The following is a 26,942-nucleotide window of genomic DNA, read 5'->3' on the forward strand; positions in this document are numbered from 1 at the left end:
CGAATCGAGGGCGATCTTAATGCGGTATGGCGATACGAAGAGGATCCTCGTAACCGGAGGGGCGGGATTTATCGGGTCGCACCTGTGCGAACGCCTCTTGGCTCGCGGTCACAACGTGCTGTGCGTCGACAATTTCTTCACCGGTACACGCGCCAATGTCGCTCATCTACTCGGTGAGCCGCGCTTCGAATTGATGCGGCACGACGTGACGTTTCCGCTATACGTCGAAGTTGATGAAATATTCAATCTAGCATGTCCGGCATCGCCGGTGCACTACCAGTTCGATCCAGTGCAGACGACCAAGACCAGTGTCATCGGTGCGATCAACATGCTCGGCTTAGCCAAACGCGTCAAAGCCAAAATTTTGCAGGCGTCGACTTCTGAGGTCTACGGCGACCCCGAAATCCACCCGCAGTCTGAAGATTACTGGGGACGCGTGAATCCAATCGGCTTTCGTTCGTGCTATGACGAAGGCAAACGTTGCGCGGAGACGCTTTTTTTTGACTATCGCAGGCAGCATGACTTGCCGATAAAAGTTGTGCGCATCTTTAACACCTATGGCCCGCGGATGCACCCGAACGACGGTCGAGTGGTGTCCAATCTGATACTGCAAGCTTTGCGCGGAGAACACATTACGCTGTATGGCGATGGGCAGCAGACACGGTCATTCTGCTATGTCGACGATCTGGTCGGAGGGCTTCTCGCGATGATGGAGAGCGGCCATGAGATCACCGGTCCGATAAATATCGGAAATCCTGTCGAAATCACCATCCGGCATTTGGCGGAGATCATCATAAATATGACCAGCTCGCGTTCTAAGCTCGTCAATAGGCCGCTTCCGCCGGATGATCCCCGTCAGCGACGTCCCGACATCACACTGGCCGACCGAACCCTCGACTGGCGGCCGTCCATCCAGTTGCATGAGGGCTTGCAACGCACGATCTCATATTTCGCGGAGCTAACGCGATAGAATCGCACTGCGCTGACGCGATCTGTGAAGGCCCCGCTCAAGGCGAGATCCTGGTTCGGCGCCCGCGCGCTTCCTCCGGCAGCCTGGGAACGCCGGTCGAGTCCGGCGCAGTGACAACCGATCCATAGGAGGACGGCCTCATGAAGTAGCCCCCTAAATGACGGGACAGGGGCTCACGCTTGTGGAAGTGTGTGCCTATGACCGACCGTATGGTGAGTTCGAACGACCCGCCCCGCGCCGAACGCGTCGAGGTGATCACCTCCGTCCAGCGGCGTCGGCACTGGACTACGCAGGAGAAGGTGCGCCTCGCCGAGGAGACCTATCTGCCCGGCCAGTCTGTCTCGCTCGTCGCCCGCCGCCACGGGCTGAACGCCAACCAGCTGTTCACGTGGCGTCGGCTGATGGAGCGCGGCGCGTTCACGGCCGCCGGGGCTGGCGAAGAAGTGGTGCCCGCCTCCGAGCTGCGGGCTGCCTGAGCCACAGATCCGTGAGCTGCAGCGGCTCCTGGGCAAGAAGACGCTGGAGACCGAGATCCTGCGCGAGGCGATGGAGCGGGTCGCCGCCCCCAAAACGTTGCCCTCGCGCGTGACCTCGTGGCCGGGGGACGGCCGGTGAGCGCTGTGGCCGCAGCTTTGAGCGTATCGCGCCCGCACCTCGCCTCGTCCAGGCAGGCCTCCCCCGTCTGGAAGCCCATGGGCCGACGCGGCCGTCCGCCTGCACCCGACGCCGCGTTGCTCGGCGCGATCCAGGCGCTCATCGCGGATCTGCCGACTTACGGCTATCGGCGCGTCCATGCCCTTCTGCGCCGGCAGGCCGAGCGGGATGGGCGGCCTGCGCCGAACGCCAAGCGGGTTTACCGGGTCATGAAGGTGCACGGCCTCCTGCTCCAGCGACATGCGGGGGGAGCCGAGACGCGCCGTCACGAGGGCAAGGTGGCGGTGGCCGTGCGCAACACGCGCTGGTGCTCAGACGGGCTGGAGATCGCAGCAGAGAACGGTGAGCGGGTGCGCGCCGCCTTCGCGCTCGATTGCTGCGACCGGGAGGCGATGAGCTACGTGGCGACCACGGCGGGCATCACGGGCGAGGACGTCCGCGACCTGATGGTGGCCGCCGTAGAGCATCGCTTCGGGGCGATCAACCAGCTGCCGAGCCTGATCGAGTGGCTGACTGACAACGGTAGCTGCTACGTGGCCCGCGACACTCGCCGCTTTGCCCGTGAACTTGGATTGGTGCCAAAGACAACGCCGCTGGAAAGCCCGCAGAGCAACGGCATGGCCGAGGCGTTCGTGCGAACCTTGAAACGCGATTACGTACGTGTCTCGGTGCTACCAGACGCCGAGAGCGTGCTGCGCCAGCTCCCCGTTTGGCTGGCACACTACAACAACCTTCATCCTCATCGTGCGCTCGGCTACCGTTCGCCGCGCGAGTTCATCGCCCGATCAACCCAGGAGACCCTGTCCGGTCTTTAGGGGCAACAACACCTCAATACGGCCCAGATCCCGCAATGGGTCTGCTGCCGGCGAGTGGCGGGGCGGTGGAAATGAGCCAGCCCTTCAAGCGTCCGCTCGACGAGCCAGTGATAGCGGCCGGGCCCCTCGCTGGTTCCGGTGCTGCAACGCGCGATGCGTGGTGTGATGCTGCGCGCCCGGCACTCGCGCCGGCAGCGGCGATGGTCGTAGCCCTTGTCGGGATGCGGCTTGTCCGGTCTGCGCCTACGCCACCGAAGCACGCCACTTGCGCATCCATGGCACGGTCAGTTGGTCAGACTCGTGTCCGACCCACTGGGGGGCATCGTGAGAGCATGGGCTAAGCGTTCGAACACGCCAGCCTGAGACAAACGCAAGAACCAGCGATATGCCGTACTCATGCGAGAAGCTAAGCTGCAGATGCCGACACGTGCATCTCTTGCGCCTACCGCCCGTAGATATCCTCGACGCGGATGATGTCGTCCTCGCCGGTATAGGAGCCGACCTGCACCTCGATCAGCTCCAGCGGGATCTTCCCCGGATTGGCCAGCCGGTGCATCGACCCGATCGGCAGGTAGACCGCCTCGTTCTCGTGGACCAGAACCACCCGCTCGTCGATCGTCACCTCGGCGGTGCCGCGCACCACCACCCAGTGCTCCGCCCGGTGGTAGTGCTTCTGCAGCGACAGGCGGCCGCCCGGCACCACCTGGATCCGCTTCACCTGGAACCGCTCGCCGATGTCGATCCGCTGGTACCAACCCCACGGCCGGTACATCCGCAGATGCGCGTCCGCCTCCGGCTCACCTTTCGCCCGCAGCGCGGTCACCAGCTCCTTCACCTGCCCCGAGCGCGCCTTCGAGGCCACCAGCACCGCGTCGGGCGTGGACACCACCACCACGTCCTCCAGGCCCACCACAGCGGTGACGCCGTCGCCCTGGCTGTGGACCAGGCTGTTCTTCGTCTCGATCAGCGACACCCGGCCCCGCACCGCGTTGCCGGCCTCATCGTGGTCCAGGACCTGCCAGACCGCGTCCCAGGTGCCGACATCCGACCAGGGGAACGACACCGGCAGCACGCCGGCCTGGGCGGTCCGCTCCATCACCGCGTAGTCGATCGAGATCTTGGGGGCCTGGGCGAAGGCCGCCGCATCGAGGCGCACGAAGTCGAGGTCGGTCACCGCGGCTGCATAAGCCGCGCGCGCGGCCGCGAGCACGTCCGGCACGAACGCCTCCAGCTCGGCCAGCATCAGGTCGGCGCGGAAGAGGAAGTAGCCGGAGTTCCACAGCGCGCCCTCCGCAATCAGCGCCTCGGCGCCGGCCCGGTCGGGCTTCTCGACGAAGCGGGCGACGCGGGCGGCGCCCGGCGCCTCGGCGATCGGCTCGCCGCGGCGGATGTAGCCGTAATCGGTGGCGGGGCGGTCCGGCTCGATGCCCAGCGTCATGGTGTAGCCCGCCCGCGCGCCGGCGGCCGCGCGCACCACGGCGTCCACGAAGGCGGCGGTGTCGGGCACGACGTGGTCGGCGGCCATGATCAGCACGACCGCCTGCGGGTCGGTGGCCGCCGCGTGCAGCGCTGCCACCGCCACCGCGGCGGCCGAGTCGCGCCCCTGCGGCTCGAGCAGGATGTCGGCGGCAAGACCGAGCTGGTCGCGCTGCTCGGCGACGATGAACCGGGCCTCGGCCGAGGCGATCACGGTCGCCTTCGCGAACACGGCCGCGTCCGACACCCGTGCCAGCGTCGCCTGGAACGTCGAGCGCTCCGCGTCCACCAGCCGGGCGAACTGCTTGGGCATGCTCTCCCGCGAGGCCGGCCACAGCCGCGTCCCCGTCCCGCCGCACAGGATCACGGGTAGAACTTGGTTGCTCCAGTCGCTCACTTATTTCTCCGCAGCGTGTCTCACGATTCAGCGTCTGCCGCCCTAGTCCGTGCATCGTCCAAGATGCGAGCCAGAGTCACAGTCATATCGATCTTCGGCACCCACCCTGTGGCCAGCCGTAGGTGACGGGCGTCGCCGAACGCCAGCGGTACCTCGGATTGCCGCGCCCTTGTGGGATCGCGACGGACTTCTACGGCAACTCGGGACAGCCTCTTTAAGCCGATCAGTATGCTCTCGATGCTTCGCGGCTCACCAGAGCATATGTTGAAGGTCTGAGGACCACTAAACATCTCCGCACATTGAAGAATTTTGATATAGGCACCCACAACATCCGAGACGTCGAGGAAGTCGCGCTGCACAGATAGGTTGCCCACTTCCACGAAGGGCGGTCGTTGCCCAACTTCGGCCAGCGCGATCTGATGCGCGAAGGAGGCGATTGCAAAGGCCAGATCTTGTCGCGGGCCGATGTGATTGAAGGGACGCAGCACGATCGGCTTAAGACAAGTCCCTTCGGTCGACTTGAGCACTAGCTGCTCGCCCAACCACTTGGAATGAGCATAGGCGTTCATCGGCTGCGGTGCTGTCTGCTCGGTTACGGGGCACCCGCCGATGAACGCGCGTCCGTAGACCTCGCCCGAGCTAACGAAAGCGAAAATGCAAGGCTCTCCGATCCGCTCGAGAGTGTCGATCAGATCGTACACCGCTCCGAAGTTGAGACGCCACGTGTCAAACTTTGATGTGTCAGCGCGAACAATCGGCGATTCGGCCGCAAGGTGAAGCACGTCAGTGGGCCGGAAGGTGCCGATCCGCCTCGCGACCGCGATTGGATCAACGAGGTCGAGCCGCTCGTAGGAAACTCCGTCCGGCACTTTGAGCAAATCGCGACGCCCGACGCCTAGGATTTCGGCCGAGGCGAAGGCATCGCGAACACCTTGGAGAACGTGGCCACCTACGAACCCGGAGGCGCCAGTGACGAGAATGCGCCTCATGTTTTGACGTGTCGGCTCAGGCGTTTGCGCTGAGGCGGCGGATGTCGGCGTCGACCATCTCGGTGATCAGCGCTTCCAGGCTCGTCTGCGCCTCCCAGCCGAAGGCCGCCTTCGCCTTGGCGGGGTTGCCCAGGAGCACCTCCACCTCCGCCGGCCGGAACAGGGCCGGGTCGATGACGAGGTGGTCGCCGATATCCAGGCCGACATGCTTGAACGCGATGGCGCACATGTCCCGCACCGTCGTGGTCCGCCCCGTGGCGATCACGTAGTCGTCCGGCCGGTCCTGCTGCAGCATCAGCCACATCGCCTTCACGTAATCCCGGGCATGGCCCCAGTCGCGCTTGGCGTCGATGTTGCCGAGCCGCAGCTCCTTCTGCTTGCCGAGCTTGATCCGCGCCACCGCGTCCGTGACCTTGCGGGTCACGAACTCCACGCCCCGCAGCGGGCTCTCGTGGTTGAACAGGATGCCGTTCGAGGCGTGCAGCCCGAAGCTCTCCCGGTAGTTGATCGTCATCCAGTGTGCGTAGAGCTTGGCCACACCGTAGGGCGAGCGCGGGTAGAACGGCGTCGTCTCGCTCTGGCGTTCCTCCTGGATCAGCCCGAACATCTCCGAGGTCGAGGCCTGGTAGTAGCGCGCCTGCGGGGCCACCGAGCGCAGGCATTCCAGCATGTGCACGGCGCCGAGCCCCGTCACCTGCCCGGTCAGCAGCGGCTGTTGCCAGGAGGAGGTGACGAAGGACTGAGCGGCGAGGTTGTAGATCTCGTCGGGCTTGGCGGCCTGGACGATGCGTAGCAGGGCGGATTGGTCGAGCAGGTTGCCGTCGACCAGCTCGACCTCGTCCAGGATGCCGAGCCACTTCAACCGATGGTCGAAGACGCCGGCATGGCTGGAACGGCGCACGATGCCGGTCACCGCGTAACCCTTCTCTAGGAGCAGTTGCGCCAGATACGCGCCGTCCTGGCCCGTCACACCTGTGATCAGCGCTCGCTTGACCGTCATGAACCCGTCTCGTTCCAAAGATGCCCGGCTGCTACGACCGCGACCGCATCCGCGTCAAGGCTAACCAAGCCGATCACCATCGCCTTGATATTGTTAGCTTCGCAATGTGGCGTGGTTCTCCAGGAACCAGCCGTAGGTCTGGCGCAATCCATCCTCCAGGCCGATCTGCGGCCGCCAGCCCATGGCGGTGAGCCGCGACACGTCCATCAGCTTGCGCGGCGTGCCGTCGGGCTTGGTCGCGTCGAACGCAAGATCGCCTTCGTAGCCGATCACCCGCGCCAGCGTCTCGGCCAGCTGGCGGATGGTACAATCCTCGCCGGTACCGACGTTGATGTGCGACAGATCCGGCCGCGTATTCGCCGCGTAGAGCGCGTCGTCCATCTCCATCACGAACACGCTGGCGCGGGCCATGTCGCCGACGTGGAGAAATTCCCGCATCGCCCGGCCGGTCCCCCATACGGTGACCGTCGCGCGGCCCTCGGCCTTCGCCTCGTGCAGGCGCCGCATCAGCGCCGGCAGGACATGGGCGTTCTCGGGGTGGAAATTGTCGTTCGGCCCGTACAGGTTGGTCGGCATCACGCTGCGATAGCGGCGCCCGTACTGGCGGTTGTAGCTCTCGCACATCTTGATGCCGGCGATCTTGGCGATGGCGTAGGGCTCGTTGGTCGGTTCAAGCACTCCGGTGAGCAGCGCATCCTCGCGCATCGGCTGCTCGGCGAGCTTCGGGTAGATGCACGACGATCCGAGGAACAGCAGCCGGTCGACGCCGCTCATGTGGGCGGCATGGATGACGTTGGTCTGGATCAGCAGGTTGTCGTGAATGAATTCGGCCGGATAGGTGTTGTTGGCGTGGATGCCGCCGACCTTGGCGGCGGCGAGGTAGACCTGATCGATCCGGTGCTCGGCGAAGAACTGCCGGACCGCCGCCTGGTCGAGCAGGTCGAGCGCCTGCCGGTCGGCGGTCAGGACGCGCTCGTGGCCGAGTTCCCGCAGCCGGCGCACGATCGCCGAGCCGACCATCCCACGATGGCCCGCAACGAAGATGGTCTGATCCCGCCCGTCCATCACGTGTTCGTTCCCTGCCAAAAGCTTGCTCTGTCCGAGCTCTCAATAGCCCTTTGCGGCGCGAAATCGCCACGTAATCACGCGTTTTCTGAGGCGAAAATGCCAGCACGCAGAGGATGACGAGGTCGAGGCGGTGCTGCGCGCCGCCGCTGGCCGCCTCGTCCTGCTTTACCTTCCGGCCTACAGCCCGTGGCTGAACCCGATCGAGATGCTCTGGCGCCAGTTCCGCCGCGAGGTCACGCACTGTGAGCTGTTCGCCAGCATGGATGCTCTGGTTGAGGCGAACCAAGCTTCCTTCGGCCGCTAAAACCGCACGCCAAGCGGCGTCCGCTCCATCATCGGAGCGCCGCATGCCACATGACTTTCGCAGTTGTACTTAGCGATGAACTGCTCCTCTCCTGACTTCACGGTTCTCCCGCACCTCGCGTGGAACGGTCGCGATGACGGGGATCGCACGGGCTGATTCACCAGGCGGATGATCCTGTCCTCATCCTTGCCGGGCTGCACCATCGAGCGCGTCATCGAACCAACGGCAGTCTCGTCATCGTCGCCCGTGCGCAGCGTGTCCCTGTCCGTTGTCCGGCGTGTGGCACGACCAGCTCTGCCGTCCACAGATGCTGATAAGGCCTACGACCACTGCCGCTGTCGTCAAGCCCTGACCCACCGTCGCATCCAGCACCGTATCGCCCGGCGCGGGATCGAGAGCAGCCAGCGACTGGGACGCCACAGGTGGGTCGCCGAGCGCACGCTGGCTTGGTTCGCCCAGTTCCGCCGCCTCGCCATCCGCTACGAGCGACGAGCCGACATCCATCTCGCCTTCTCGACGCTGGCCGCCGCCCTCATAGTGTGGCGCTTCATCGAACGATGGTTTTGTTAGACGCTCTTAGCTCGACTTTGGCCACTCATGCGGCGTGGCAGAGGGCATAGGCCCAGGGCGCTGGCAAACGGAAGCGGGGTTTTGTTCGGGCGCGTCGGCGCGGTGATGTTGCCAAAGTCCGCTCGCGCCAGATCGCATAGCGCACGGCGGCCAGAGCATCGGCGAAGGTCGGGCGCGGTTTGGGGTACCACGCGGCGGCCGCGATCCGTTGCCGTTGGCGGACTGGGAGCCGTGCAGCCTGCAGCGTGACGATCGAGAATAGGGCGAGCAGGCAGGGCGTAGTGCGGGCGATGGCCTTGTCCGACCACTGCCGCTGCGTCTCGACACCGAGATGGGCGCGCGCTTCCTGGAAGGTGACCTCAACGGTCCAGCGCCGCACGAACCACCCCACGATCTGCGCGGGCTCGCGCATCGGTTCGGTGCAGAGCAGGGCCTGCGGTGCAAAGCGGCTCTCGGGATCGCGCACCAGCACCCATCGGATCGGCACGACCGGCAGACCGCCGTGCCGCCACACGGCGGTCCCGGAGGCGATCTCAAGGGTGCGCGCGCCCGCCCCGTACCAGCCGGGCACCACGACCGCGTGCCAGCGCGTGTCCTTGGCCGCGAGGATCGCGGCGAGCGTCGGCAGCCGCGCGCCTTTGGTCCGCGGGCGTCCGATCGTGCCGGGCGGCCGCGGTGGGGCCGGCTCGTAGAGAGCAGCATCCAGCCGCAGGCGGGTGATCGTCGTGATGCGGGCGCGGCGCATCGCGTCGAGGAACAGCAAGGCCGAGAAGCCGCTGCCGCCCACCACCCCGAGGTCGCGTGCGCGCAGCCAGCGGCGAGCCTGGAGAGCGAGTTGGCGTCCGACGTCGAGCAGAGGCTTGTGCCGACGGCCCCGTTCGCGACAGGCGCGCTCTGACGGCACCAACGCGGTCAGGAACGGCAGCGCCCAGACGCGCCCCGCCCAGGGGATCGGGGCGAGCACCATCAGGCTCATCCAGCGCAGCCCGCTCGCCTTGACGAAATGGCTGTCGGAGGAGCGAACTGGATCACGGTAGATGCCCTTGGCCGCGATCCGCTTGCCGCGGCGGCGCTCGATCGTATCGTCCAGTCCCAGGACCACGGGGCCGCGTTGCGCGAACGTATCGACGAGAAGCCCGAGCAGGATACGGCTGCCGGAGCGCGGGTACCACGCAGCGCGGTTGAGGATGCGGTGGACGTTCACGAACCGCCGCTCCTGCGCGCGGCCGATGATGCGCAGGACGCTCGTCACCGTGCGCCGCCCCGGCGTCAGGATCGCGTCGATCAGCAACAGCTGAGCATGGCGCCACGAGCGGTGGACGAACAGCGGCGCGAACGCCAGGATGATCCCGGCGAAGCGGGCAGGCAGGGGCAGCATGGCGGTGTCTCTTGGCGGGGACGCCACCAGCCTATCCGTCACGCCCGCTTCGTCACCTCCGCCCACCCAACCCGCCGCAAATGGCCAAAGTCGAGCTTAGTCCAGCCCATCAAGACGGTGCCGCCCCAGGCCGCGGCTAACCGCCCGCATCCAGAAGGATGCCCAAGCAGCACGCGTTGCCGATCTGACGCGGCGGTTCACGATGCTGGTGCGCGCCTGCGGCCTGGATGGCGACCCACTGGCGGATGCGGTCGGCGAACTCGATAGATGGCTCTCGGAGACGCGCAACTGCGGCGTCGCGGCGTTAGAGACCTTCGAGGCTGGCATGGCGCAGGATGGGCCGGCGGTTCGGGCGGCATTGACGACGTCTTGGAGTAACGCGCAGGCCGAAGGGCAGATCAGTCGGCTGAAGATGCTGAAACGCACCATGTACAGCCGCGCCAGCTTCGCACTCCTCCGCCGCGTGCTCCTCGCCGCCTGATCCACGCAAAGTGCGGGAGAATCGTGAAACCGAGGGAGGATCAAGCGCAGCCTCATACAGTACGGTGCGCATCATCCGCGGCTGCGCCGGGTTTCACAGCAATCGGTTGCGGTGCTCTACCAACTCCAGCTCTCGCCCTCGAAGCGATGCGGCGCGGCGCCTAAGCGGTCCTGGCCACTGGCAGCCACATTCCCGAGGACCGCAACGGCCTGAAGTTCTCTCGGCCCGACGGAGATATCACCAAGGCCGACGAAGCGGCCATCCTGGCCGCTTTGGGTGATGTGACGGCTGCGGGCGAGGGGCGGCCCCCGTCGCCGCTACATCGGAACCCGACGCCGTCGCGCGCTATCATCGCCGCTACAGCGAAGCTTTTCCGCCGGGGATTCTAAACGGGCTGCGCGTCGCGGTGTGTCAGCGGAGCTCGGTCGCGCGACCTGCTGACCGATCTGCTCGGCGCGTTTGGCGCCGGCGCGACGCCGATCGGCCGGTCCGACATCTTCGTGCCGATCGATGCCGAGGCGCATCGTCCCGAAGACATCGCCTTCATCCGCGATCTGCGATTATACTTCACGCAGCAGACCGACTTGGCGGTGAGACGGACCGTGCGGGCAGCGCGGAAGCGAGGCTGAGGGCGAGCTCCACCTTCGCGCTCAGCCCTGTGATCGAGCATCGCGCGCACTTCGAAGCCTCAGAGCTTCAAGCCAGCGTGGCTGACGATCATCGCTCAAGGAATATTCCGATGCGTCGGCCAGTGGGTTTCATCTCCGCGCTGACCGCAGGCGCTCTCACCCAAGCCGGAAGGAGTACCGCGGGCAATGAGCGTTAGGTGCGTTCGAGCCTTCGGACCGGATGTGCTATCAGCCTCTGTCGCCCTTCGCGGGCAGTCGGGCTGGTCACCATGCGCTTACTGATGCTCGCCATTTCCCTCCTGCTGCTATCAGCGCCCGCGTCTGCCCTCTGCCGATGCACGTGCATTCAGGGCGTGATGAAGCCCATCTGCCAGCCGACAGACCTCATGATGCCGATCTGCCAGGGTCTGTGTGAGACTCAGGTCCGAACCGATCGAGTGGTAATCCCTTTAGCGGGCGGCAGACCAGCACTTGATCCCATCAAGCCCTTCAACCCAGCACCGGGTGGCCTCACCTCGCCAGAGGAAAGTCTGGACACCAACCCCAACGGGACGCAGTTGGGCACACCGAGCCAACTCTCCGGTAGTGTCGGATCTAGCTTGAGTGGTGGAGGCGGGGGATCAGGCACTGCCAGCGGAGGTGAGCGCTGAGATGCGGCGCCTAAGCGGTCCTGGCCACTGGCAGCCACATTCCCGAGGACCGCAACGGCCTGAAGTTCTCTCGGCCCGACGGAGATATCACCAAGGCCGACGAAGCGGCCATCCTGGCCGCTTTGGGTGATGTGACGGCTGCGGGCGAGGGGCGGCCCCCGTCGCCGCTACATCGGAACCCGACGCCGTCGCGCGCTATCATCGCCGCTACAGCGAAGCTTTTCCGCCGGGGATTCTAAACGGGCTGCGCGTCGCGGTGTGTCAGCGGAGCTCGGTCGCGCGACCTGCTGACCGATCTGCTCGGCGCGTTTGGCGCCGGCGCGACGCCGATCGGCCGGTCCGACATCTTCGTGCCGATCGATGCCGAGGCGCATCGTCCCGAAGACATCGCCTTCATCCGCGACGTCATGACGTCCGGAGACTTCGATGCGCTGGTCACGACCGACGGTGACGCCGACCGCCCCTGATCGCGGACGGGGCAGGGCGGATCGTGCGGGGTGACGTGCTCGGCCCCATCACTGCCCGTTACTTGAGCGCCGGTGCGGTCGTAATGCCGGTTACGGCCGGATCAGCTCTCGAGCGATCAGGTGGCTTCGAAAGAGTCGTGCGCACGAAGGTCGGCTCACCCTTCGTCATCGCCGGCATGGAGCAGGCGAAGGCAGCGGACGCCCAGGTCGTTGCGGGATTCGAGGCGAACGGCGGTTTCCTTCTCGGATTGGACGTTACCCTCGGTGGTCGGCCCCTACGCGCCCTACCGACACGCGACGCGGTGCTGCCCATCCTCCGGGCGCATCTCGAGCAATAGCACGACGGAATCGAGAACCCATCTTGAAGCCGCGCATCCAGCGGTCTGTCTGAGCAGGATATGCCCGGAGGCGCAGACTGGCAGGTGGGGCTGGATGCCGACGGGGTGCCCACAATCTACGACGGAGCGGCGGGGGCGAGTGGCCTGGGACACGAGCGCGCGAATACGCTCTGGTGCTCTGCAAGACGCTGCGACGGGATCAGGCATTGGCCATTCTTGCCGCCCAGCCCTCTTGCTTTGTCGTGATGGAAACCTGCCCCGACTCGCATCATTGGGGCCGAGATATCGGCAAGCTCCGTTGCAAGGTGGGGCTGATCGCGCCGGCGTAGGCCAAGGCGTGCCGCCCGGGGCGATAGGTAATGATCGCTCATTCCCCGGCCTCCCGCGGTTGCTAGGCCGAGCGGTTACCCTCCGGAACCAACTTTAGCCCAATTTCTCGCCGAACAAGCTTCATACCCACAGGGACGATCCGTGATGCCGATTTTACCTGGCTCCGTGGCACCGAAGAGCCTGGGAGAGTCCTATCTGCACGTGCTGCACGCCCTGATGCTGCGCGACATGCGCACCCGCTTCGGAGCCTCGCTATGGGGCTACGGCGTGGTCGTGCTGTGGCCCTGCGTGCACGTGTTCATGCTGATCGCGATCTACACGTTCCAGAAACTAGCGGTCCCTTTGGGTGATGACCGGGCGCTGTTCTTCGCCTCAGGCGCAGTCCCGGTGCTGGTGTTCCAGTACATCTCGCGCGAGGTCATGAAAGCGGTCATCTCCAACCGCCCACTCACCTATTATCCTCAGGTAAAGCTATTCGATGTTATATTTGCTCGAATCCTCGCCGAAATCGTAACTGGCTTTCTAGCCCTCTTGGTTGTCATCAGTGTTCTTCTATGCATCGGCACTAATCCAGTTCCATCCGATCCTTTCGTTGCCATGTGCGCCTACCTCTCGGCAATCATTCTCGGTATCGGCATCGGAACAATTAACGTCGCCATCATTGGCTTTTTTCCAGGATGGCTCATAGGATACGCTCTCTTGAGTATTGTTTTGTATATTTCCAGCGGAGTAATGTTTCTTCCGAGCTACATGCCCGATAAAATATACTACTGGATGAAATTCAATCCGGTTCTTCAATTAGCTGAGTGGATGCGGTCGGCGTATTATCCCTATGCTGGCTTGGAAATAGACTATCTATACATTACAATGTTCGGCCTAACCTCGATAACGATCGGGCTTTTGATCGTGAAGCACGTGGTGGCGAAGATGAGTGCGTGAACTGGCCTGGGATACATTCATATTGAGAATCCGCGTTTGGCGACTCAGATATCAGCAGCTTGGAACTTCGAAAAGGTTGCGAGGCGGGCGCTCAGGCCACTTCAGTCACAGCTGAGTAGACGAGGCCACTTCTGGGTCTCGCGGGCTGCCGGTCGTCCAACCGAAGGGCAATCCCGTGCGCCGCGGGCTGGCGCAAAACGACTGCGCCACAACGGCTCTAGAGCGAGTCTTCGCGTCACTTGGGCAGCAGATGTCTCTACTCGCCGCGTCTATCCAACCGCTCGCCCGTGTCACGGCAGACCACCGCCCCCGGTCGTGTCCCTGGAGGTGGTGTAGCTCGCCGGTAGCGGGAGAGCCCGCCTGCGCGCCCTTGACAGCGCTGTAGCAGGCGGGATCTCTCGCGGGGTGGTCATCGGCGGTTGCCAGGTAGGGTGGGGTTGCGAGCACCAACCTCGAACCCGAGAGACCCCCGATGACCGACGAGATGATGGCCCTGCGCGGGCTGATGGAGAAGAGCGCCGACACAGATCTTCTGCGCGAGATGATCGGCTTTGCGGCCAAACGCCTGATGGAGCTGGAGGTCGGTGGCCTGACCGGCGCGGCCCACGGCGAAAAGAGCGCCGAGCGGCTGGTCCAACGCAACGGCTACCGTGACCGGGATTGGCAGACGCGTGCCGGCACGGTCGAGCTGCGCATTCCGAAGCTGCGCAAGGGCAGCTACTTTCCGGGCTTCCTGGAGCCTCGACGCATGGCCGAGAAGGCGCTCACGGCTGTGATCCAGGAGGCCTATATCCAGGGCATCTCAACCCGCTCGGTCGATGATCTCGTCCAAGCCATGGGTGGCACGGGTGTGTCGAAGAGCCAGGTCAGCCGGCTCTGCCAGGAGATCGACGAGCGCGTGGGCGCGTTCCTCGACCGGCCGATCGAGGGCGAGTGGCCCTACCTCTGGATCGATGCGACCTACGTGAAGGTGCGCCAGGACGGCCGCATCGTCTCGGTAGCGGTGATCGTGGCGGTGGGCGTCAACGGCGACGGCCGTCGCGAGGTGCTGGGCATGGATGTCGGTCCCTCCGAAGCCGAGACGTTCTGGACGGACTTTCTCCGCAAGCTGGCGCGCCGCGGCCTGCGCGGGGTCAAGCTGGTCATCTCGGACGCGCACGAGGGCATCAAGGCGTCGGTGGCCAAGGTAATGAACGCCACCTGGCAGCGTTGCCGTGTCCACTTCATGCGCAACGTGCTCGCCCATGCCGGACGCAGCGGGCGGCGTGTCGTCTCGGCCTTCATCGCCACGGCATTTGCCCAGGACGACGCCGAGGCGGCCCGTCAGCAGTGGCGGCGCGTGGCTGATCAGCTCCGGCCGAAGGTCCCCAAGCTCGCCGCCCTGATGGACGAGGCTGAGCCGGACGTGCTGGCCTATATGGGCTTCCCCACCCAGCATCGGGTCAAGCTGCACTCCACAAACCCGCTGGAGCGCCTGAACGGTGAGATCAAACGCCGGACCGAGGTGGTCGGCATCTTCCCCAACGAGGCGGCCATCACGCGCCTCGTCGGCGCGATCCTGCTGGAACAGAACGACGAGTGGGCCGTCCAGCGCTCCCGCTACATCACCCTGGAAAGCATCGCGCCAATCGGCGATGATCCTCTCGTCAGCCTGCCCACCCTGGCAGCCTGATCAATCCGGCCCAGGCCGGTGATCGTGGTGGCCACGCCGAAGCTACACCACGCTATGGGACACGACCACGCCCCCGCCGATCAGCCGCTTGAACGGGCTGGCTTTGCTACCGGGCAATGGCCGGCGGTAAGGATCGACAACACCCGCGTGCCGGTCACGCATCCGCCGTACCCGCGCGATCACGCTCACATCCAGCACTGTCTTGGCCGCGTGACAGGGCCGGCACAGCACCTGGCAGTTCGCAAGCGAGGCATCCTCAATCAGCGCCGCTGGGACGATGTGGTCGTAGTGGAACCGTCCGACCTGCAACGCGCATGGACAGCGGCTACTGTCCGGGAGCACACCCTCGCAGCGCCCGCCAGCTCGGGCGAGAGCGGCCCGCAGAACCGCCTTGCTGAACTCCCGCCGCGCCATCACGCCATCCTCGCAGCGCTGTCCGCGGTCGGTCCGGCGGGGTCAGCCGCGACCTCGGCAAGCTCACACCGGGTCTCGGCCATCCAGTAGGCGTGCAGCTCGCGCGCCGAGCACGGCACAAGCGGCGAGACAGCCGAGGAAACCGGGATCGCCAGCTTCGCAGCCGCGGGCCGCGATTGACCTGACCGGCCGAAAAGTTCTTTTTCAGCGGACGCGCAGGGAGTTGTGGATCGTAAAGATAGGATCCGTCCTATTGTAAGAAATTTTTCTCAGCGCGCCGATTGGCGTGCCTAATCGCTATGCTCATCATCCCCTATTCGACGCCCTTTGGCAGCCCCTATTAAATTTCACGAGAGGGGGTTGTGTTGCGATTGTGCAACGGCAGCTTCGAATGGGCGCCGTTTAGGTGCCGCTGGCGGTCTGCGCATGCGGTCAAGTCGTTGTCCTGGAGGCGAATAAGGGCAACGCTGCTCCCAAAAGCCATTGCCCACAAACCGAGCAGACATTGGAAAATTCGCACGTCCAGGTATGGCCAACGCGTTGTGAAACTCCTACGCCTTCGCATTGCGACCCAATTTCCCGAACGCCGCATCCGCGACCGACATGTCCGAACCTCGATTAGTAGGCGCTCAACTCTCAATTTGTGGATGCGCGACGTGCGAGCTACACGTGGCTGACGATGCAACCGACGACACATATGCCGCAACCACATCGTGGCTCACATCATCGACGATCCAAACTGTGCCGGATTGCATCCTCTCGCGGTCGCGTCTCCGGGCCGCCTCTCGACTTCTGGGGATCGTTGCGCGTGCACACAATGGCATGCCCAGCCCTGGCGGTAGGCGAGGGGGAGCAGCTTCGAATAGCGGCTCGAATGAAGCCGGTGGCGTACCTAACGGCTGACAGGCACTGTGCACGAGTAAGGCTATGTCGTACCTATCTGAACGTCGCGCCCTCGTTCTGGGCTCCCTCAATCCCGCACAGTGCCGTGGCATTGAGTTCGGCCCGCTCGACAATCCACTCGTGCGCAAGCAAGAGGGTGATATTTCGTACGTCGATTACGCCTCGACAGAAGTTGTACGGCGACAGCACGCAAGTGGATCAAGCATACGTCCCGAGAACATTCTCGATATAGACTATACCTGGGGCGATACGCCGATCTCTCAAATTATCCCTAATTTCAAACCTTTTGATTATGCTGTAGCAGCACATGTCATTGAGCACGTTCCGGATGTCGTGGGATGGCTCCTGGAAATCCATAGCCTCCTCGTTCGATCGGGCTTGGTCGGGTTAATTATTCCAGACCGACGACACACGTTCGACTTTGCCCGCGCCGAGAGCACGGTCGGCGAAATGATGGAGGCTCATTTCCAACGTTACCGGCGCCCTTCTATGAGGCAGGTGTTTGATCATTGCTGGTCAGCCGTCGATCTCGACAAGTCGGTCTCTTGGAACTGCGACCCAAGCCGGATCGAACTGCGCAGCTTTATGGGCGACATAGGCCTCCAACTCGCCCATGATCAGGCGGCCTCCCTGCGGACCGAGGCACGCTACTTCGACAGCCACTGCTGGGTATTCACGCCCGACAGCTTCCTACGATGCTGCGAGGCGTTAGCGAAACTTGGTTACTTCCCTTTTATCGCCGAGCACATCCAAGCCACCGTTGTCGGCGAGTTTGAATTCATCGTGCGACTGCGCACCCACGACCCGACAGACAGGGTCTCGACGCTGCGATCCTTGCAACTTGCGCGAGAACGCGTCGCCGACGATCCCAACGAGCACGAATATGCCCGGCGGATGCAGGCCTTTCGGGCGCGCGACAAGAGTTGACCCAGCCGATGTTTGAGATACGCACCGATTTAGACGGCTTGCGCCTAGTAGAGCCGGGCAAGCCCGACGTCTGGCTCATGTTCCACGGGCGGCGGCACCGTGTGGCCAGTCCCGCTGTGTACGATGCCCTCTTCGCCGAGGCCGAGGCGCTCGTCCACAGTGACGAGATTACGTCCATCGCAATGGGCCCCGAGTTGAACGAGGGCAGCTGCCTCATCCGCGCCGAACATACTACGGGAATCTTTCTCATAACCGGACGCTACCCCAAAGTGGTAAAGCACTACATCGCAAGCTACGAGAGCTTCACCGATTTTGGATTCTCGCTGGCCGCGGTGAAAGACGTGCCTGCTATACTGCTAGATCACGTGCCACTTGCTCCGGATCTGGTGAGCTTCCGCGAGCGGCGTAGCCAAGACTAGGGGCTCGGGCATGAAGGCGCTACTCTGCGTCAACTCTGCTTGTTGCCACTACTCGCCTCCAGCCGGACCTCCCGCACGCGGGTCGTGATCCTCCCAAAATGCTCGCTGAGGCACGCAGCCTCAAATTCAAGTGGCGATAGTCGCCGTAGTCTTCACTACGGACAGTAGGTCGATTTCTTGGCCGGACAGTGCCTGAGGCTCTACGGCGTCAGGCGAGCCGAGAGGAGCACAAGTTGAGTTTACGAATAAATGTTTTCTTTACTTTCGGGAAGAGCCTCCTCCGAATGACTAAAATTGTGTCTCGCTGGCTCGAGCGCGTGGCGACCGAAGAGGATCAGGTTTCCGACTTCGATGCCGCGTTCTACACGGATTTCTACGACGACCTTCGTGGCATGGATCCCGCGCGGGCTCGTCAACATTACCGGCATCACGGTCGCGAGGAAGGACGCTTCGCCAACCCTGCTGCATACATCTCGTACCTTGAGGTGGGCCGCAAGCCACTCCCCCCGGAATTTGACGCAAAGACCTACCGCGCTCTTAATCGCGACCTTGCGACGTTGTTCAAGGACTGGCAGCTCGCCGAGCACTTCATCCGCTACGGCGAGAGGGAGGGACGGCGCTTCAAGTTCGAATGCGAACTTACGTTAACTGCAGAGGACATTAAAGCTCTTTGCGGACGCGACTACGCCTTCGAGACCGATGTGCAAGCGCTTGTCACGGAGATGCTGGCGAAATCTGGATTGCCAGCCGGTGTCTGGCTCACACGCTTCGTCCTTCTAGACTTCACGCTACTGAACAGAGGATGGCTCGAGGGAGCTCAACCGTGCCTCGTCGAAGCCCTTCGCCTGTTCGCGTCGGAAGGCGTCCGGCGCCTCGCCCCAATCGCGCGTGGCTTAGCCTTCGATCCGGCTTTTTACCGGAGTGAACATCCAGACCTCGCGGCGCAATCGGACGCGGACCTGTACCGCCACTGGCTTTTGTATGGAATGCAGGAGGGAGAGGAGCCGAGTGAGGCGAGCTTCCTCGACGTAACGCTGGGATTAAGTGAATTCCCGACCTGCTTTGACGAGCGGCGCTACAGGGTAGCCGCGAGGAAGGTTGGCCGGGACGTCGCACTGGGCCGCTCAGCGGCGCTCAGAGACTTCGTCGCGCATGGTTTCGCTGCTGGCCTCGCCCTACCTTCGGCGGGTGCCGAGGCCGCTGCATTCTACGAAGCGGTGGGCGACTACCACCTCGTGCGGGGGAACGCTGCGGCAGCCCGCGATGCCTTCGACCTAGCTATTTCCTCGGGCAGCGGGTCTGGGCCCCTTCTTCATAAGCGGGGTGATGCGCGTTTGGCACTGGGCGACAAGACCGCGGCGCTCGCCGATTTCGAGCTAGCGGCAGCGCAGCCGAACGCAGGCCTGTGGAGCTTCCTTCACGCGGCACAGTTGCAGGGGGAGCACGGCGACCTCGAGTCTGCCTTCTCCACGCTCCGGCAGTCGTCGGAGGAGTACGGCCACCTCACGGCGTGGCGGAACACGGGTCACGATCTGCTGCGGGTGTTTTTTGACGATAAACAGGACAAGGCGCGAGCTCTCTACCGCGCCGGCGACCGCGCGGCGGGGGACAACCTACTTGAGGGCGCGAGTGGCTTCGTTGCGCAGACCCTACCCTGGCTCGATCCACTGCCATCCCTTCTCCCTCCCTGTGTGAGCCGTCTCGTCATCATTCTGGCCAACCGCGATCTGCCCCAATGCGACCATTACCGGGTCACACAGAAGAGGCAGCAGCTCGAGCATGCGGGTTGGCAAGTTGAGATCTACGAGAAGCAGCAGACCGAGGCCTTCCGCGCAGCGCTGACAAGGGCCGGGCAGGCGATCTTCTACCGTCTGACGGCAACTCCGCCTGTCATCCACGCGATCCTTACCGCGCGAGCACTCGGGGTGCCCACCGCCTACGAGATCGGCGACCTCATCTTCGATGCGGCCTGCTACCCAGAACCCCTCGCGGATTTTGCGGGTAAAATTTCGCAGGAGCAATACGTAGGATTGCTGGTTGAGGTGCCGCTCGTACGCTTCGCCATACGTCTGTGCGACGTTGGACTGGCCTCTACGCCCGCCCTCGCACAGGCAATGCGTCCCTTCGTCAGATCAGGCGAGTGCCATATCCTCAGGAACGGGCTCGATCACCGCAACGCGCACTATTTCGCTCGCAGGCGCGTCGGCCGCCAGAGCAGTGTTACCCTATTTTATGGGTCGGGAACGCAGGCACACAACCGCGACTTCGCTGACCTGCTCGCCCCCGCCCTGATCGACGCCTTCGCGCGGCACCCCCATATGCGCCTGGTGACGGCCGGTCACGTTCACCTCGATCGACGATTCGGCCCCTACCTCGACCGCATTCACCGTTTCGAATTTGACGCGGACCTGGACGCATACTGGGAGGTACTCGCACTGGCCGACATCAACCTCTCCGTGCTGTCGCCCGGGGCAATGACAGACGCAAAGAGCGAGATAAAATGGTTAGAAGCTGCGATGTTCGGTATTCCGTCCATCGTCAGCGCAACGCGAACGTACCGAGAGGTGCTACGGGATGGCGTAAACGCACGTCTGGCAGCCACGGCGGACGAGTGGCGCGACGCCCTTGACAGCCTGATCGGCAGCGCCTTGCTGCGGGACACCATAGGCGAGCGGGCGCGCCAGACAGCGCTAGAACAGTATGGGCTCGACGCTGCCGCATCTCAGTTGCAGGCGTGGCTAGGCGACCCGCCGGAGGGGTGCGATCCCGTCGGCGCGGAGGGTTCGGGACGGGCACTCGCCTTCGCGCAGCCGCAACCGCACGAACGCCGGCGAATTATGATCGTTAACGTGTTCCAGCCCCCCGCGCTGATTGGCGGCGCTACGCGCGTCATGCGCGAGAACATCGACTTCCTGATTGATCACGCTTCCGACTGGCTCGATCTAGTCCTAGTCGCCGCAGACGACATGCACGGTGATCCGCGCCTGACCCGAGTCGACCGCTACCGCGACGTGCCCGTGTTTCGCATCCCGATCGCCGCAGCGGCGGAGGGCGATTGGAAGCCGTTCGATGCAGCGGTAGAGGAGCAGTTCGGCGAAATTCTTGACCGGACCGCGCCGGACCTCATTCATTTCCACTGTGTCCAGAAGCTGAGCGCCTCAGTCGTGAGAGCCGCGCAGCAGCGCGATCTGCCCTATGTGATCAGCTTGCACGACGCGTGGTGGATCTCCGACTACCAGTTCCTTTGTGATTCTCAGGGCCGGATTCAATGGCCGAGCCCTGACCCCATACTGGCTAGTCCACCTCTTCAGATCGGGAAAATGGCATCGGTCGCGCGGCGCGCTGGACTGAGTGAACTGCTCCGGGGTGCTCGGGCGGTGCTCGCCGTCTCGGATGCGCTGACCGACATTTACCGATCCGCGGGCGAAGCGAGCGTGCGCACCCTGTCGAACGGCTGCCCGAAGATACCGATTACGCCTCGCACCACGACAAATGGTTCGCGTCTGCGCATGGGCTATCTTGGCGGGCGCGGGCTTCACAAGGGTGGCAGCCTCGCCGAAATTGCATTCCGAGATGGCCGTTTTGCCAACATCGATCTCACCGTCGTCGATGACGCTCGGTCGGCAAACTACCAGTCCTTAGCGGTCTGGGGCACGACACCAGTCCGCATCCTCGGTCGGCTCCACCAGCACCGGATGCCCGACCTCTACGCCGGACTCGACGTGCTGCTCGCTCCTTCTATTTGGCCCGAGAGCTACGGGCTGGTCGCGCGCGAAGCGAAGCAGGCAGGACTCTGGATTGTGGCGAGCGACCGCGGCGCCATGGGCCAGGAGGTCCGCAACGGAGTTGACGGCTTCATAGTCGACGTCAGCTCTCTGGACGGCCTCGCCTCGGCACTCGCTGCGATGGACCGCGATCCCGGCGCAATCCTGCGCGAGGTTCGCCCTGCGGTCCCCGCTCGGACCTCCGAGGACCAGGGTGCAGAATTGCTAACCCTATACTCAGATCTGCTCGGACAGCAGTTATGCAAAAACGCCTCGTCTCTTCCGAAGCGTACGTGGAGTGGAGCACGACGAACGCGCGTGTAGTCGGCGCAGCCGGTCGAGTTTTGGGCTGGCGCCATCTCTGCGAAGGTGCCCAGGCGTAGACACCCTCAGCGTGACCAGACAACCCGGTTCACATAGTCGATGTACCCCGAAACGATCCGCACGATCGGGCCCGAGACGGGCCCGAGATCGTAATCCGGAACCGGTTGCCTTCTCGTCCTGTCGTGCGTTGCCATCACGACTTCCACGCCAGAAAGGATTTCTTTCGGGCCGAGGCGCGAGACCAAAGCGACTGCTCCCCCTCCTGACCTTCGGGGCGTTCGTGGGCTTCCCGCAGAGTCACCGCAGGGAAGCCGAGGAGCGCCGCCTCCTCCGAGATAGTACCGCTATCCGAGATGACGCAGCGTGCGTCGAGTTGCAGCCGGACGTAATCCAAGAAGCCGAATGGAGAGAGGAATCGAACTTCCGGCCGAGCGCATGCTATGCTCGCGCTCTCCAGCCTCTGTCGGGTACGCGGGTGCGTGGAGACAACCACAGGCTGCCCATACCGCTCGGCCAGCACGTCGAGCCCCTGAGCCAGCAGGTCAAGGCGCAGTGGATCGTCAACGTTTTCCTCGCGATGCGCACTGACCAGGAAGAAGGCACCCGGCGCGAGGCCGAGCCGAGCTGTCGCGTCGGAGGCCGTGATGCCCGCGCGAGCGTGGGCCAAGACTTCCGGCATATGCGAGCCAACTTTAAATATCCGATCCGCTGGAAAACCTTCTGCCAAAAGGTAGCGGCGCGCGTGCTCGGTCAGGACGAGGTTTACATCGCTCGTGTGATCGATGATTCTGCGATTGATTTCCTCTGGCACTCGCGCGTCGAAGGAACGGTTGCCGGCCTCGAAGTGGAAGATCGGGATCTTGCGCCGCTTCGCCGGGATGCAGGCGAGGCCCGAGTTTGTATCGCCGTAAATGAGCACGGCCTCTGGCTGCCACTCTGCCATCAGGCGATCGGAGAGTAGCAGGATATTCGCAATGGTTTCCATTGGTGAGCCGGCCGCAGCGCCGAGAAACTCATCCGGCCTGCGAATCCCAAGATCCCGGTAGAATATCTCACTCAACTCATAATCAAAATTCTGACCAGTGTGCACGAGGAGCTGATGGAACTGTACGTCGAGAGCATCGATAACCCGACTCATCTTGATGAGCTCGGGGCGCGTCCCGACAATAGTCATGATTTTGCGCATCATACGTCCTGGGCTGAGCCCTTGCTGATCAGACGCCTTGGGAGCCGGGTTCCCGTGACGCGAGCTCCTGCCGCACGTAGTCTAGGCTGCTCAAGAGGCGTAGAAGCTCGTCCTGCGTCAGGTGCTCCGTATTCGAGGACGTGAAATCGTCAAGTGCGCTAACCGCTGTCTCACCCTCGGTGAAAAATTTCGAGTAGTTGAGGTCGCGATCGTCGACCGGCACACGATAGTAGCGCCCGAATTCGGAAGCGCGGGCCATTTCTTCTCGCGAGACGAGTGTCTCGTGCAACTTCTCGCCGTGCCGCGTTCCGATCACTTGGATCGGAACGCGGCGCTCGAAGACGATCTGGAGTGCCTCGGCCAGCTCCCCGATCGTGCAGGCTGGCGCTTTTTGCACAAAGATGTCGCCCTGGTTTCCATTGTCATAAGCGTGCAGCACGAGATCAACCGACTCGGGCAGCGACATCATGAATCGAGTCATCTTAGGGTCAGTGATCGTGATCGGTCGACCCGCCTTGATTTGCCGCACGAAGAGCGGGATCACCGAGCCACGCGAGGCCATGACGTTGCCGTAGCGCGTCACGCAGATGCGCGTGTCAGCGTTCGTCAGCACGCGCGACTTCGCGACCGCAAGCTTCTCCATCAGCGCTTTGGACATGCCCATCGCGTTGACTGGATAAACGGCCTTATCCGTGCTCAGCACGACGATCCGACCAACGCGGTTAGCGATTGCTGCGGCGAGCATGTTCTCGGTTCCGAGCACGTTGGTGCGCACAGCTTCGCCCGGATAGAACTCGCAGGAGGGGACCTGCTTGAGAGCGGCTGCGTGGAAGACGAGGTCGACCCCGCGCAACGCATCCTCTAGTCCCCGGTACTCCCGAACGTCACCGATGTAGAAGCGCAGGCGACTATCAGCGAACTCGTGCCGCATGTCCTCCTGCTTCTTCTCGTCACGGCTGTAGATCCGGATTTCGCGCGCGTCCGACGCAATCGCCCGCGCCACGACCGCGTGGCCGAACGATCCCGTACCGCCGGTGACGAGCATCGTCCGGCCAGCCAGCGTCTTCGAAGATTCCCTCATCCCTCTCTTCTCTCCCACGCAGAGCGCATGTCCGCGATCATGGCGTCCCAGGACGGCGGGACGTAGCCGGTCGCCGCCCGCCAACGGCTCGAGTCGAGCGACCGATCGATCACGACTCGCTCGCTTGGCTCAATAGTCCGGCCAAGCCCGTACGCGTCGTTGATCCGCCGCAGCAGGTCGTATTTGCTGATCGGCGCGGCACTAAGGTGGAAGAGACCGGAGAGGTCTGCTCGCGGGATCACTATGTCGCGGACGACGCGGGCGAGCTCGCGCGTCGTCACGCCGGAGAAGATTGCTCTCGTGTAGCCCTGGACCATGTGCGGTGCGTGCATGAACCATTCAACCAACCCGTGCTGACCCCGCAGCTCGTGGCCGATGATAGAGGTCCTGAGCGTGATCACGCCCTCCTCATTCACCTCGCCCAGACGCTTAGAAGTGCCATAGAGATCGACCGCGTCCGGCGCGTCGTCCTCCGTGTATCCGCCCCGCAACCCGGAAAAAACGCAATCCGTGCTCACGTGAACGAGCCGCGCGCCCACAATACGACAGAGCCGGGCGAGGCGGTGCGGCAAAAGTGTGTTGATGGGCACGGCTTCAAGCGGGTCGTCCGCTGTAGCCAGTTGTTTAACGAGGCCGACCGCATTGACAACGAGTTGCGGGCGCGCGGCCTCGAAGGCGCGGTGAAGGTCGTCGATGTCGAGAACGTCTATACCTTCAAGGATGCCCCCGGGCAACGATAGCGAGCCGCGGCTGGAGCCATAGACGTCGAGGCCGGCCTCAGCCAGCACCTCGCACATGGCGTGACCGAGCATTCCTGAGGCGCCGAAGATAAGAACTCGCACGAGCCCAACTATCTGCAAAGTAGGGCAGACCCCGTAGCCCAATCCGCCCGCGATTGTCGAGACCGCAGCGGGTACGCGAGCTACGCCCGCCTCGCCCCGCGCACGCGCCTTGCCGGGGAAGCCGTTGTGGTGGACGGATTGCGGGCTGACGAAAGCCGACCTGCAGCGAAATCCGGGATCTCGAGCGAAATAAGACGAAGCTGGGTTGACTGTGGCCATCGCGGGTCTGCCCAGCACGAAGCTCAAGCTCCAGACGTGGTTGCGGTGGAGCGGACGCAGCCGTTTGCCCGAGCCGTCGTTCAACCATAGGCGGCTGCGCGGCCGGTGCCTCTGCAGGACCTTGAGCCCCTCACGACGCCAGATGGGCTGGACCAAGTCCGTGCCCACCCGCCAGCCGGCTGCATGCAGCAGCGCGGTGATGCTGCGGTAGCCGAAGCGCCCGTAATCGGACGTCGAGGCGATGATGGCGCCGGTCAGCGCATCCGCCATCAATCAATGCGCACACGTAGCTCAGCTGGGTAGAGCGCCGGTCGCGTAACCTGGAGGTCGTGGGCTCGAGTCCCATCGAGTGCTTAGACGGGCGTCGCGCAGGCGCCACCCCTCTCCCTCTTTGTAGCAGGTGGCCCGAGTCACCTGCCGCTTGCTAGGGCTCCGCCGTTCCCTTCTTGAACCCCTCAGCCCCGCCGGCACCGCTACGAAGAGCTTTTTGTTTGGTTGCTGTAATTGGCCGGCAACTCGGCGCGAATGCCTCGCGTTCTCCAACACGCATATTGGCCTCAGCGCGTAGAACTAAGCAACTAATTGCCTTGAATGCGGATCGGTGCTGTACCTAAACATATCAAAATCCCGTTCGTAGATCTTCCTGATCATATCGATTGAATTGTCATCCAACTCACGATCGCCGGCGCCTGTAAAATAGTTTTTCTGGGAATAATTTACGTCGATGTCAAGACCAAAAGCGCGACGAATGATCAATCTAAGGTCATTGCTATAATTCTCAACCCGACCGATATAGTCAAAATTTACATCTGAAATCGGTATAAGCTTTGTCAACGGCCTCCAATGATGATCGAGAGTCCGAGGATCAGCATCTGCTACAAGATGCAGAAACTCGGAGAAAGACGGCACCTGATCGCTACTCCAATTCAAAGAAGCGAAATAACTATGAGACGATGGCGTTGCCGTCACTGATTGATAAGCAGATAGAGCTCGCGCAAATGGATTTCTGACAAACGTGAACGTAAATCTGCCTGCAGAATTCCAGTTTTCCGATATGCTAGCGGCATCAGCGTGCCAAGGTGAAAAATCTTCGAGCTGTCGCGTATGTACAAAATTAGCATCGTCAATTGGATTACAATTGCCTAACTTCGACTCAGCCTCCCAAAGGAGATTCTTCGTCGTTGTGCAAGCACACTTCGGTGTAAACCAGTAATGATAGTTTGATCTTTTTGAAACGAGCGAGTTTGAAAGAAAATCCATCTTGTTTGCCATGGCAGAACCGTAAGAACTTGGTCGACCGGTTTGTATCAGCAGTGACGGGCGCGCCGCAAGTTGGCTCGTCACGCGCCTTGTTCAGACTTCTGGTAATTACCCACGGGGGTGCGCGAGCGCGGCGTGGTGCCGGCGGGAGGCCGATGTGGGGCGCTCGCAGCGCATCTTGCCGGGAGCCGATTTCGCTGATTCTCTCGTGAGATGGGCCGCAGCGAACTGGAACGCCTGAGCCGCGAAGAGCTGATCGAGCTGGTGCTGCGGCTGCAGCGGCCAGAGAAGACCTCGCGCACCTCGTCAAACCGCCCGCGACCGATCGCAAGGAGCAGCGCGCGCAGTCCAAGCCCGGCGGCGCCAAGCCCGGTCACGAGGGCCATAGCCTCTTCGCGGCTCAGCCGTTCCAGTTCGCTGCGGCCCATCTCACGAGAGAATCAGCGAAATCGGCTCCCGGCAAGATGCGCTGCGAG

18 protein-coding genes and 7 pseudogenes are annotated in these 26,942 nt (G+C 63.2%); 12 read left to right on the forward strand and 13 right to left on the reverse strand.

Annotated features, from left to right (window positions below):
* The first annotated feature begins 19 nt into the window (after positions 1–19).
* Positions 20–970 carry a UDP-glucuronic acid decarboxylase family protein gene (locus M6G65_RS05310; protein ID WP_238199364.1) on the forward strand — a complete coding sequence of 317 codons (951 nt, stop codon included), beginning with the start codon at positions 20–22 and terminating at the stop codon, positions 968–970.
* Positions 971–1,179: 209 nt separating this feature from the next.
* Positions 1,180–2,439, forward strand: a pseudogene (locus tag M6G65_RS05315) (IS3 family transposase).
* Positions 2,440–2,480: 41 nt separating this feature from the next.
* Here the strand turns inward: M6G65_RS05315 and M6G65_RS05320 are convergent.
* The 6 genes and pseudogenes from M6G65_RS05320 to fcl form a co-directional block, all read right to left on the reverse strand.
* A pseudogene (locus tag M6G65_RS05320) lies at positions 2,481–2,684 on the reverse strand (IS5/IS1182 family transposase); the annotation flags it as partial.
* 84 nt (positions 2,685–2,768) lie between these two features.
* Positions 2,769–2,880: pseudogene (locus M6G65_RS05325) on the reverse strand (IS5/IS1182 family transposase); the annotation flags it as partial.
* A 1-nt stretch (position 2,881) separates the two neighbouring features.
* Complete coding sequence (locus M6G65_RS05330; RefSeq protein WP_430929568.1) at positions 2,882–4,228, reverse strand: mannose-1-phosphate guanylyltransferase/mannose-6-phosphate isomerase; 1,347 nt, start codon at positions 4,226–4,228, stop codon at positions 2,882–2,884.
* Between the two features lie 104 nt (positions 4,229–4,332).
* On the reverse strand, positions 4,333–5,301 hold the full coding sequence (locus M6G65_RS05335; RefSeq protein WP_250103664.1) for an NAD-dependent epimerase/dehydratase family protein: 969 nt from the start codon (positions 5,299–5,301) through the stop codon (positions 4,333–4,335).
* A gap of 16 nt (positions 5,302–5,317) precedes the next feature.
* A complete protein-coding gene (gene gmd / locus M6G65_RS05340; RefSeq protein WP_250103665.1) occupies positions 5,318–6,301 on the reverse strand; it encodes a GDP-mannose 4,6-dehydratase in 984 nt (327 codons plus the stop codon).
* Positions 6,302–6,394: 93 nt separating this feature from the next.
* On the reverse strand, positions 6,395–7,366 hold the full coding sequence (gene fcl, locus M6G65_RS05345) for a GDP-L-fucose synthase (RefSeq protein WP_250103666.1): 972 nt from the start codon (positions 7,364–7,366) through the stop codon (positions 6,395–6,397).
* 133 nt (positions 7,367–7,499) lie between these two features.
* Between fcl and M6G65_RS05350 the strand changes: the two genes are divergently transcribed.
* Positions 7,500–7,673: a transposase gene (locus M6G65_RS05350; RefSeq protein WP_238200258.1), complete on the forward strand. Its 174-nt coding sequence runs from the start codon at positions 7,500–7,502 to the stop codon at positions 7,671–7,673.
* Between the two features lie 309 nt (positions 7,674–7,982).
* A pseudogene (locus M6G65_RS05355) lies at positions 7,983–8,243 on the forward strand (transposase); the annotation flags it as partial.
* A gap of 25 nt (positions 8,244–8,268) precedes the next feature.
* On the opposite strand, the gene M6G65_RS05360 reads toward M6G65_RS05355, so the two are convergent.
* Positions 8,269–9,621 (reverse strand): IS701 family transposase, encoded by a 1,353-nt coding sequence (locus M6G65_RS05360; protein ID WP_238200256.1) that lies wholly within the window; start codon positions 9,619–9,621, stop codon positions 8,269–8,271.
* A gap of 93 nt (positions 9,622–9,714) precedes the next feature.
* Between M6G65_RS05360 and M6G65_RS05365 the strand changes: the two are divergent.
* The 4 genes and pseudogenes from M6G65_RS05365 to M6G65_RS05380 form a co-directional block, all read left to right on the forward strand.
* Positions 9,715–10,102: pseudogene (locus M6G65_RS05365) on the forward strand (ISL3 family transposase); the annotation flags it as partial.
* Between the two features lie 1,829 nt (positions 10,103–11,931).
* Positions 11,932–12,186 carry a hypothetical protein gene (locus M6G65_RS33885; RefSeq protein ID WP_373323960.1) on the forward strand — a complete coding sequence of 85 codons (255 nt, stop codon included), beginning with the start codon at positions 11,932–11,934 and terminating at the stop codon, positions 12,184–12,186.
* A 474-nt stretch (positions 12,187–12,660) separates the two neighbouring features.
* Complete coding sequence (locus tag M6G65_RS05375; protein WP_250103667.1) at positions 12,661–13,455, forward strand: ABC transporter permease; 795 nt, start codon at positions 12,661–12,663, stop codon at positions 13,453–13,455.
* Between the two features lie 472 nt (positions 13,456–13,927).
* Positions 13,928–15,127, forward strand: coding sequence for an IS256 family transposase (locus M6G65_RS05380; protein WP_238200371.1), 1,200 nt, complete (start codon positions 13,928–13,930; stop codon positions 15,125–15,127).
* A gap of 42 nt (positions 15,128–15,169) precedes the next feature.
* On the opposite strand, the gene M6G65_RS05385 is transcribed toward M6G65_RS05380, so the two are convergent.
* Entirely contained in the window at positions 15,170–15,541 is a 372-nt protein-coding gene (locus M6G65_RS05385) for an HNH endonuclease signature motif containing protein (RefSeq protein ID WP_250103668.1), read from the reverse strand.
* Between the two features lie 927 nt (positions 15,542–16,468).
* Between M6G65_RS05385 and M6G65_RS05390 the strand changes: the two genes are divergently transcribed.
* The 3 genes from M6G65_RS05390 to M6G65_RS05400 all read left to right on the forward strand — a co-directional run bounded on the left by M6G65_RS05390 (position 16,469) and on the right by M6G65_RS05400 (position 21,878).
* Complete coding sequence (locus tag M6G65_RS05390) at positions 16,469–17,371, forward strand: class I SAM-dependent methyltransferase (protein WP_250103669.1); 903 nt, start codon at positions 16,469–16,471, stop codon at positions 17,369–17,371.
* Positions 17,368–17,790, forward strand: a complete 423-nt coding sequence (locus M6G65_RS05395; RefSeq protein WP_238200035.1) for a hypothetical protein — start codon at positions 17,368–17,370, stop codon at positions 17,788–17,790. Before M6G65_RS05390 ends, M6G65_RS05395 begins: the two co-directional genes overlap by 4 nt.
* Before the next feature lie 317 nt (positions 17,791–18,107).
* A complete protein-coding gene (locus tag M6G65_RS05400) occupies positions 18,108–21,878 on the forward strand; it encodes a glycosyltransferase (protein WP_250103670.1) in 3,771 nt (1,256 codons plus the stop codon).
* A gap of 193 nt (positions 21,879–22,071) precedes the next feature.
* On the opposite strand, the gene M6G65_RS05405 is transcribed toward M6G65_RS05400, so the two are convergent.
* The 5 genes and pseudogenes from M6G65_RS05405 to M6G65_RS05425 all read right to left on the reverse strand — a co-directional run bounded on the left by M6G65_RS05405 (position 22,072) and on the right by M6G65_RS05425 (position 26,550).
* A complete protein-coding gene (locus tag M6G65_RS05405) occupies positions 22,072–23,064 on the reverse strand; it encodes a UDP-N-acetyl glucosamine 2-epimerase (protein WP_250103671.1) in 993 nt (330 codons plus the stop codon).
* Positions 23,065–23,092: 28 nt separating this feature from the next.
* Positions 23,093–24,145 (reverse strand): polysaccharide biosynthesis protein, encoded by a 1,053-nt coding sequence (locus M6G65_RS05410; RefSeq protein WP_238200040.1) that lies wholly within the window; start codon positions 24,143–24,145, stop codon positions 23,093–23,095.
* The gene (locus tag M6G65_RS05415; RefSeq protein WP_283214918.1) at positions 24,142–25,206 is read right to left on the reverse strand and encodes a dTDP-4-dehydrorhamnose reductase family protein; all 1,065 of its coding nucleotides are present in this window, start codon (positions 25,204–25,206) and stop codon (positions 24,142–24,144) included. The genes M6G65_RS05410 and M6G65_RS05415 overlap by 4 nt, the downstream gene beginning before the upstream one ends.
* Before the next feature lie 6 nt (positions 25,207–25,212).
* Positions 25,213–25,470: pseudogene (locus M6G65_RS05420) on the reverse strand (IS3 family transposase); the annotation flags it as partial.
* Positions 25,471–25,776: 306 nt separating this feature from the next.
* Positions 25,777–26,550, reverse strand: coding sequence for a sulfotransferase family protein (locus tag M6G65_RS05425; protein ID WP_238200041.1), 774 nt, complete (start codon positions 26,548–26,550; stop codon positions 25,777–25,779).
* A gap of 129 nt (positions 26,551–26,679) precedes the next feature.
* Here M6G65_RS05425 and M6G65_RS05430 point away from each other — a divergent pair.
* A pseudogene (locus M6G65_RS05430) lies at positions 26,680–26,855 on the forward strand (IS66 family transposase); the annotation flags it as partial.
* Between the last annotated feature and the right edge of the window lie 87 nt (positions 26,856–26,942).

It is taken from the genome of Methylobacterium tardum (assembly GCF_023546765.1).
Lineage (GTDB): Bacteria > Pseudomonadota > Alphaproteobacteria > Rhizobiales > Beijerinckiaceae > Methylobacterium > Methylobacterium tardum.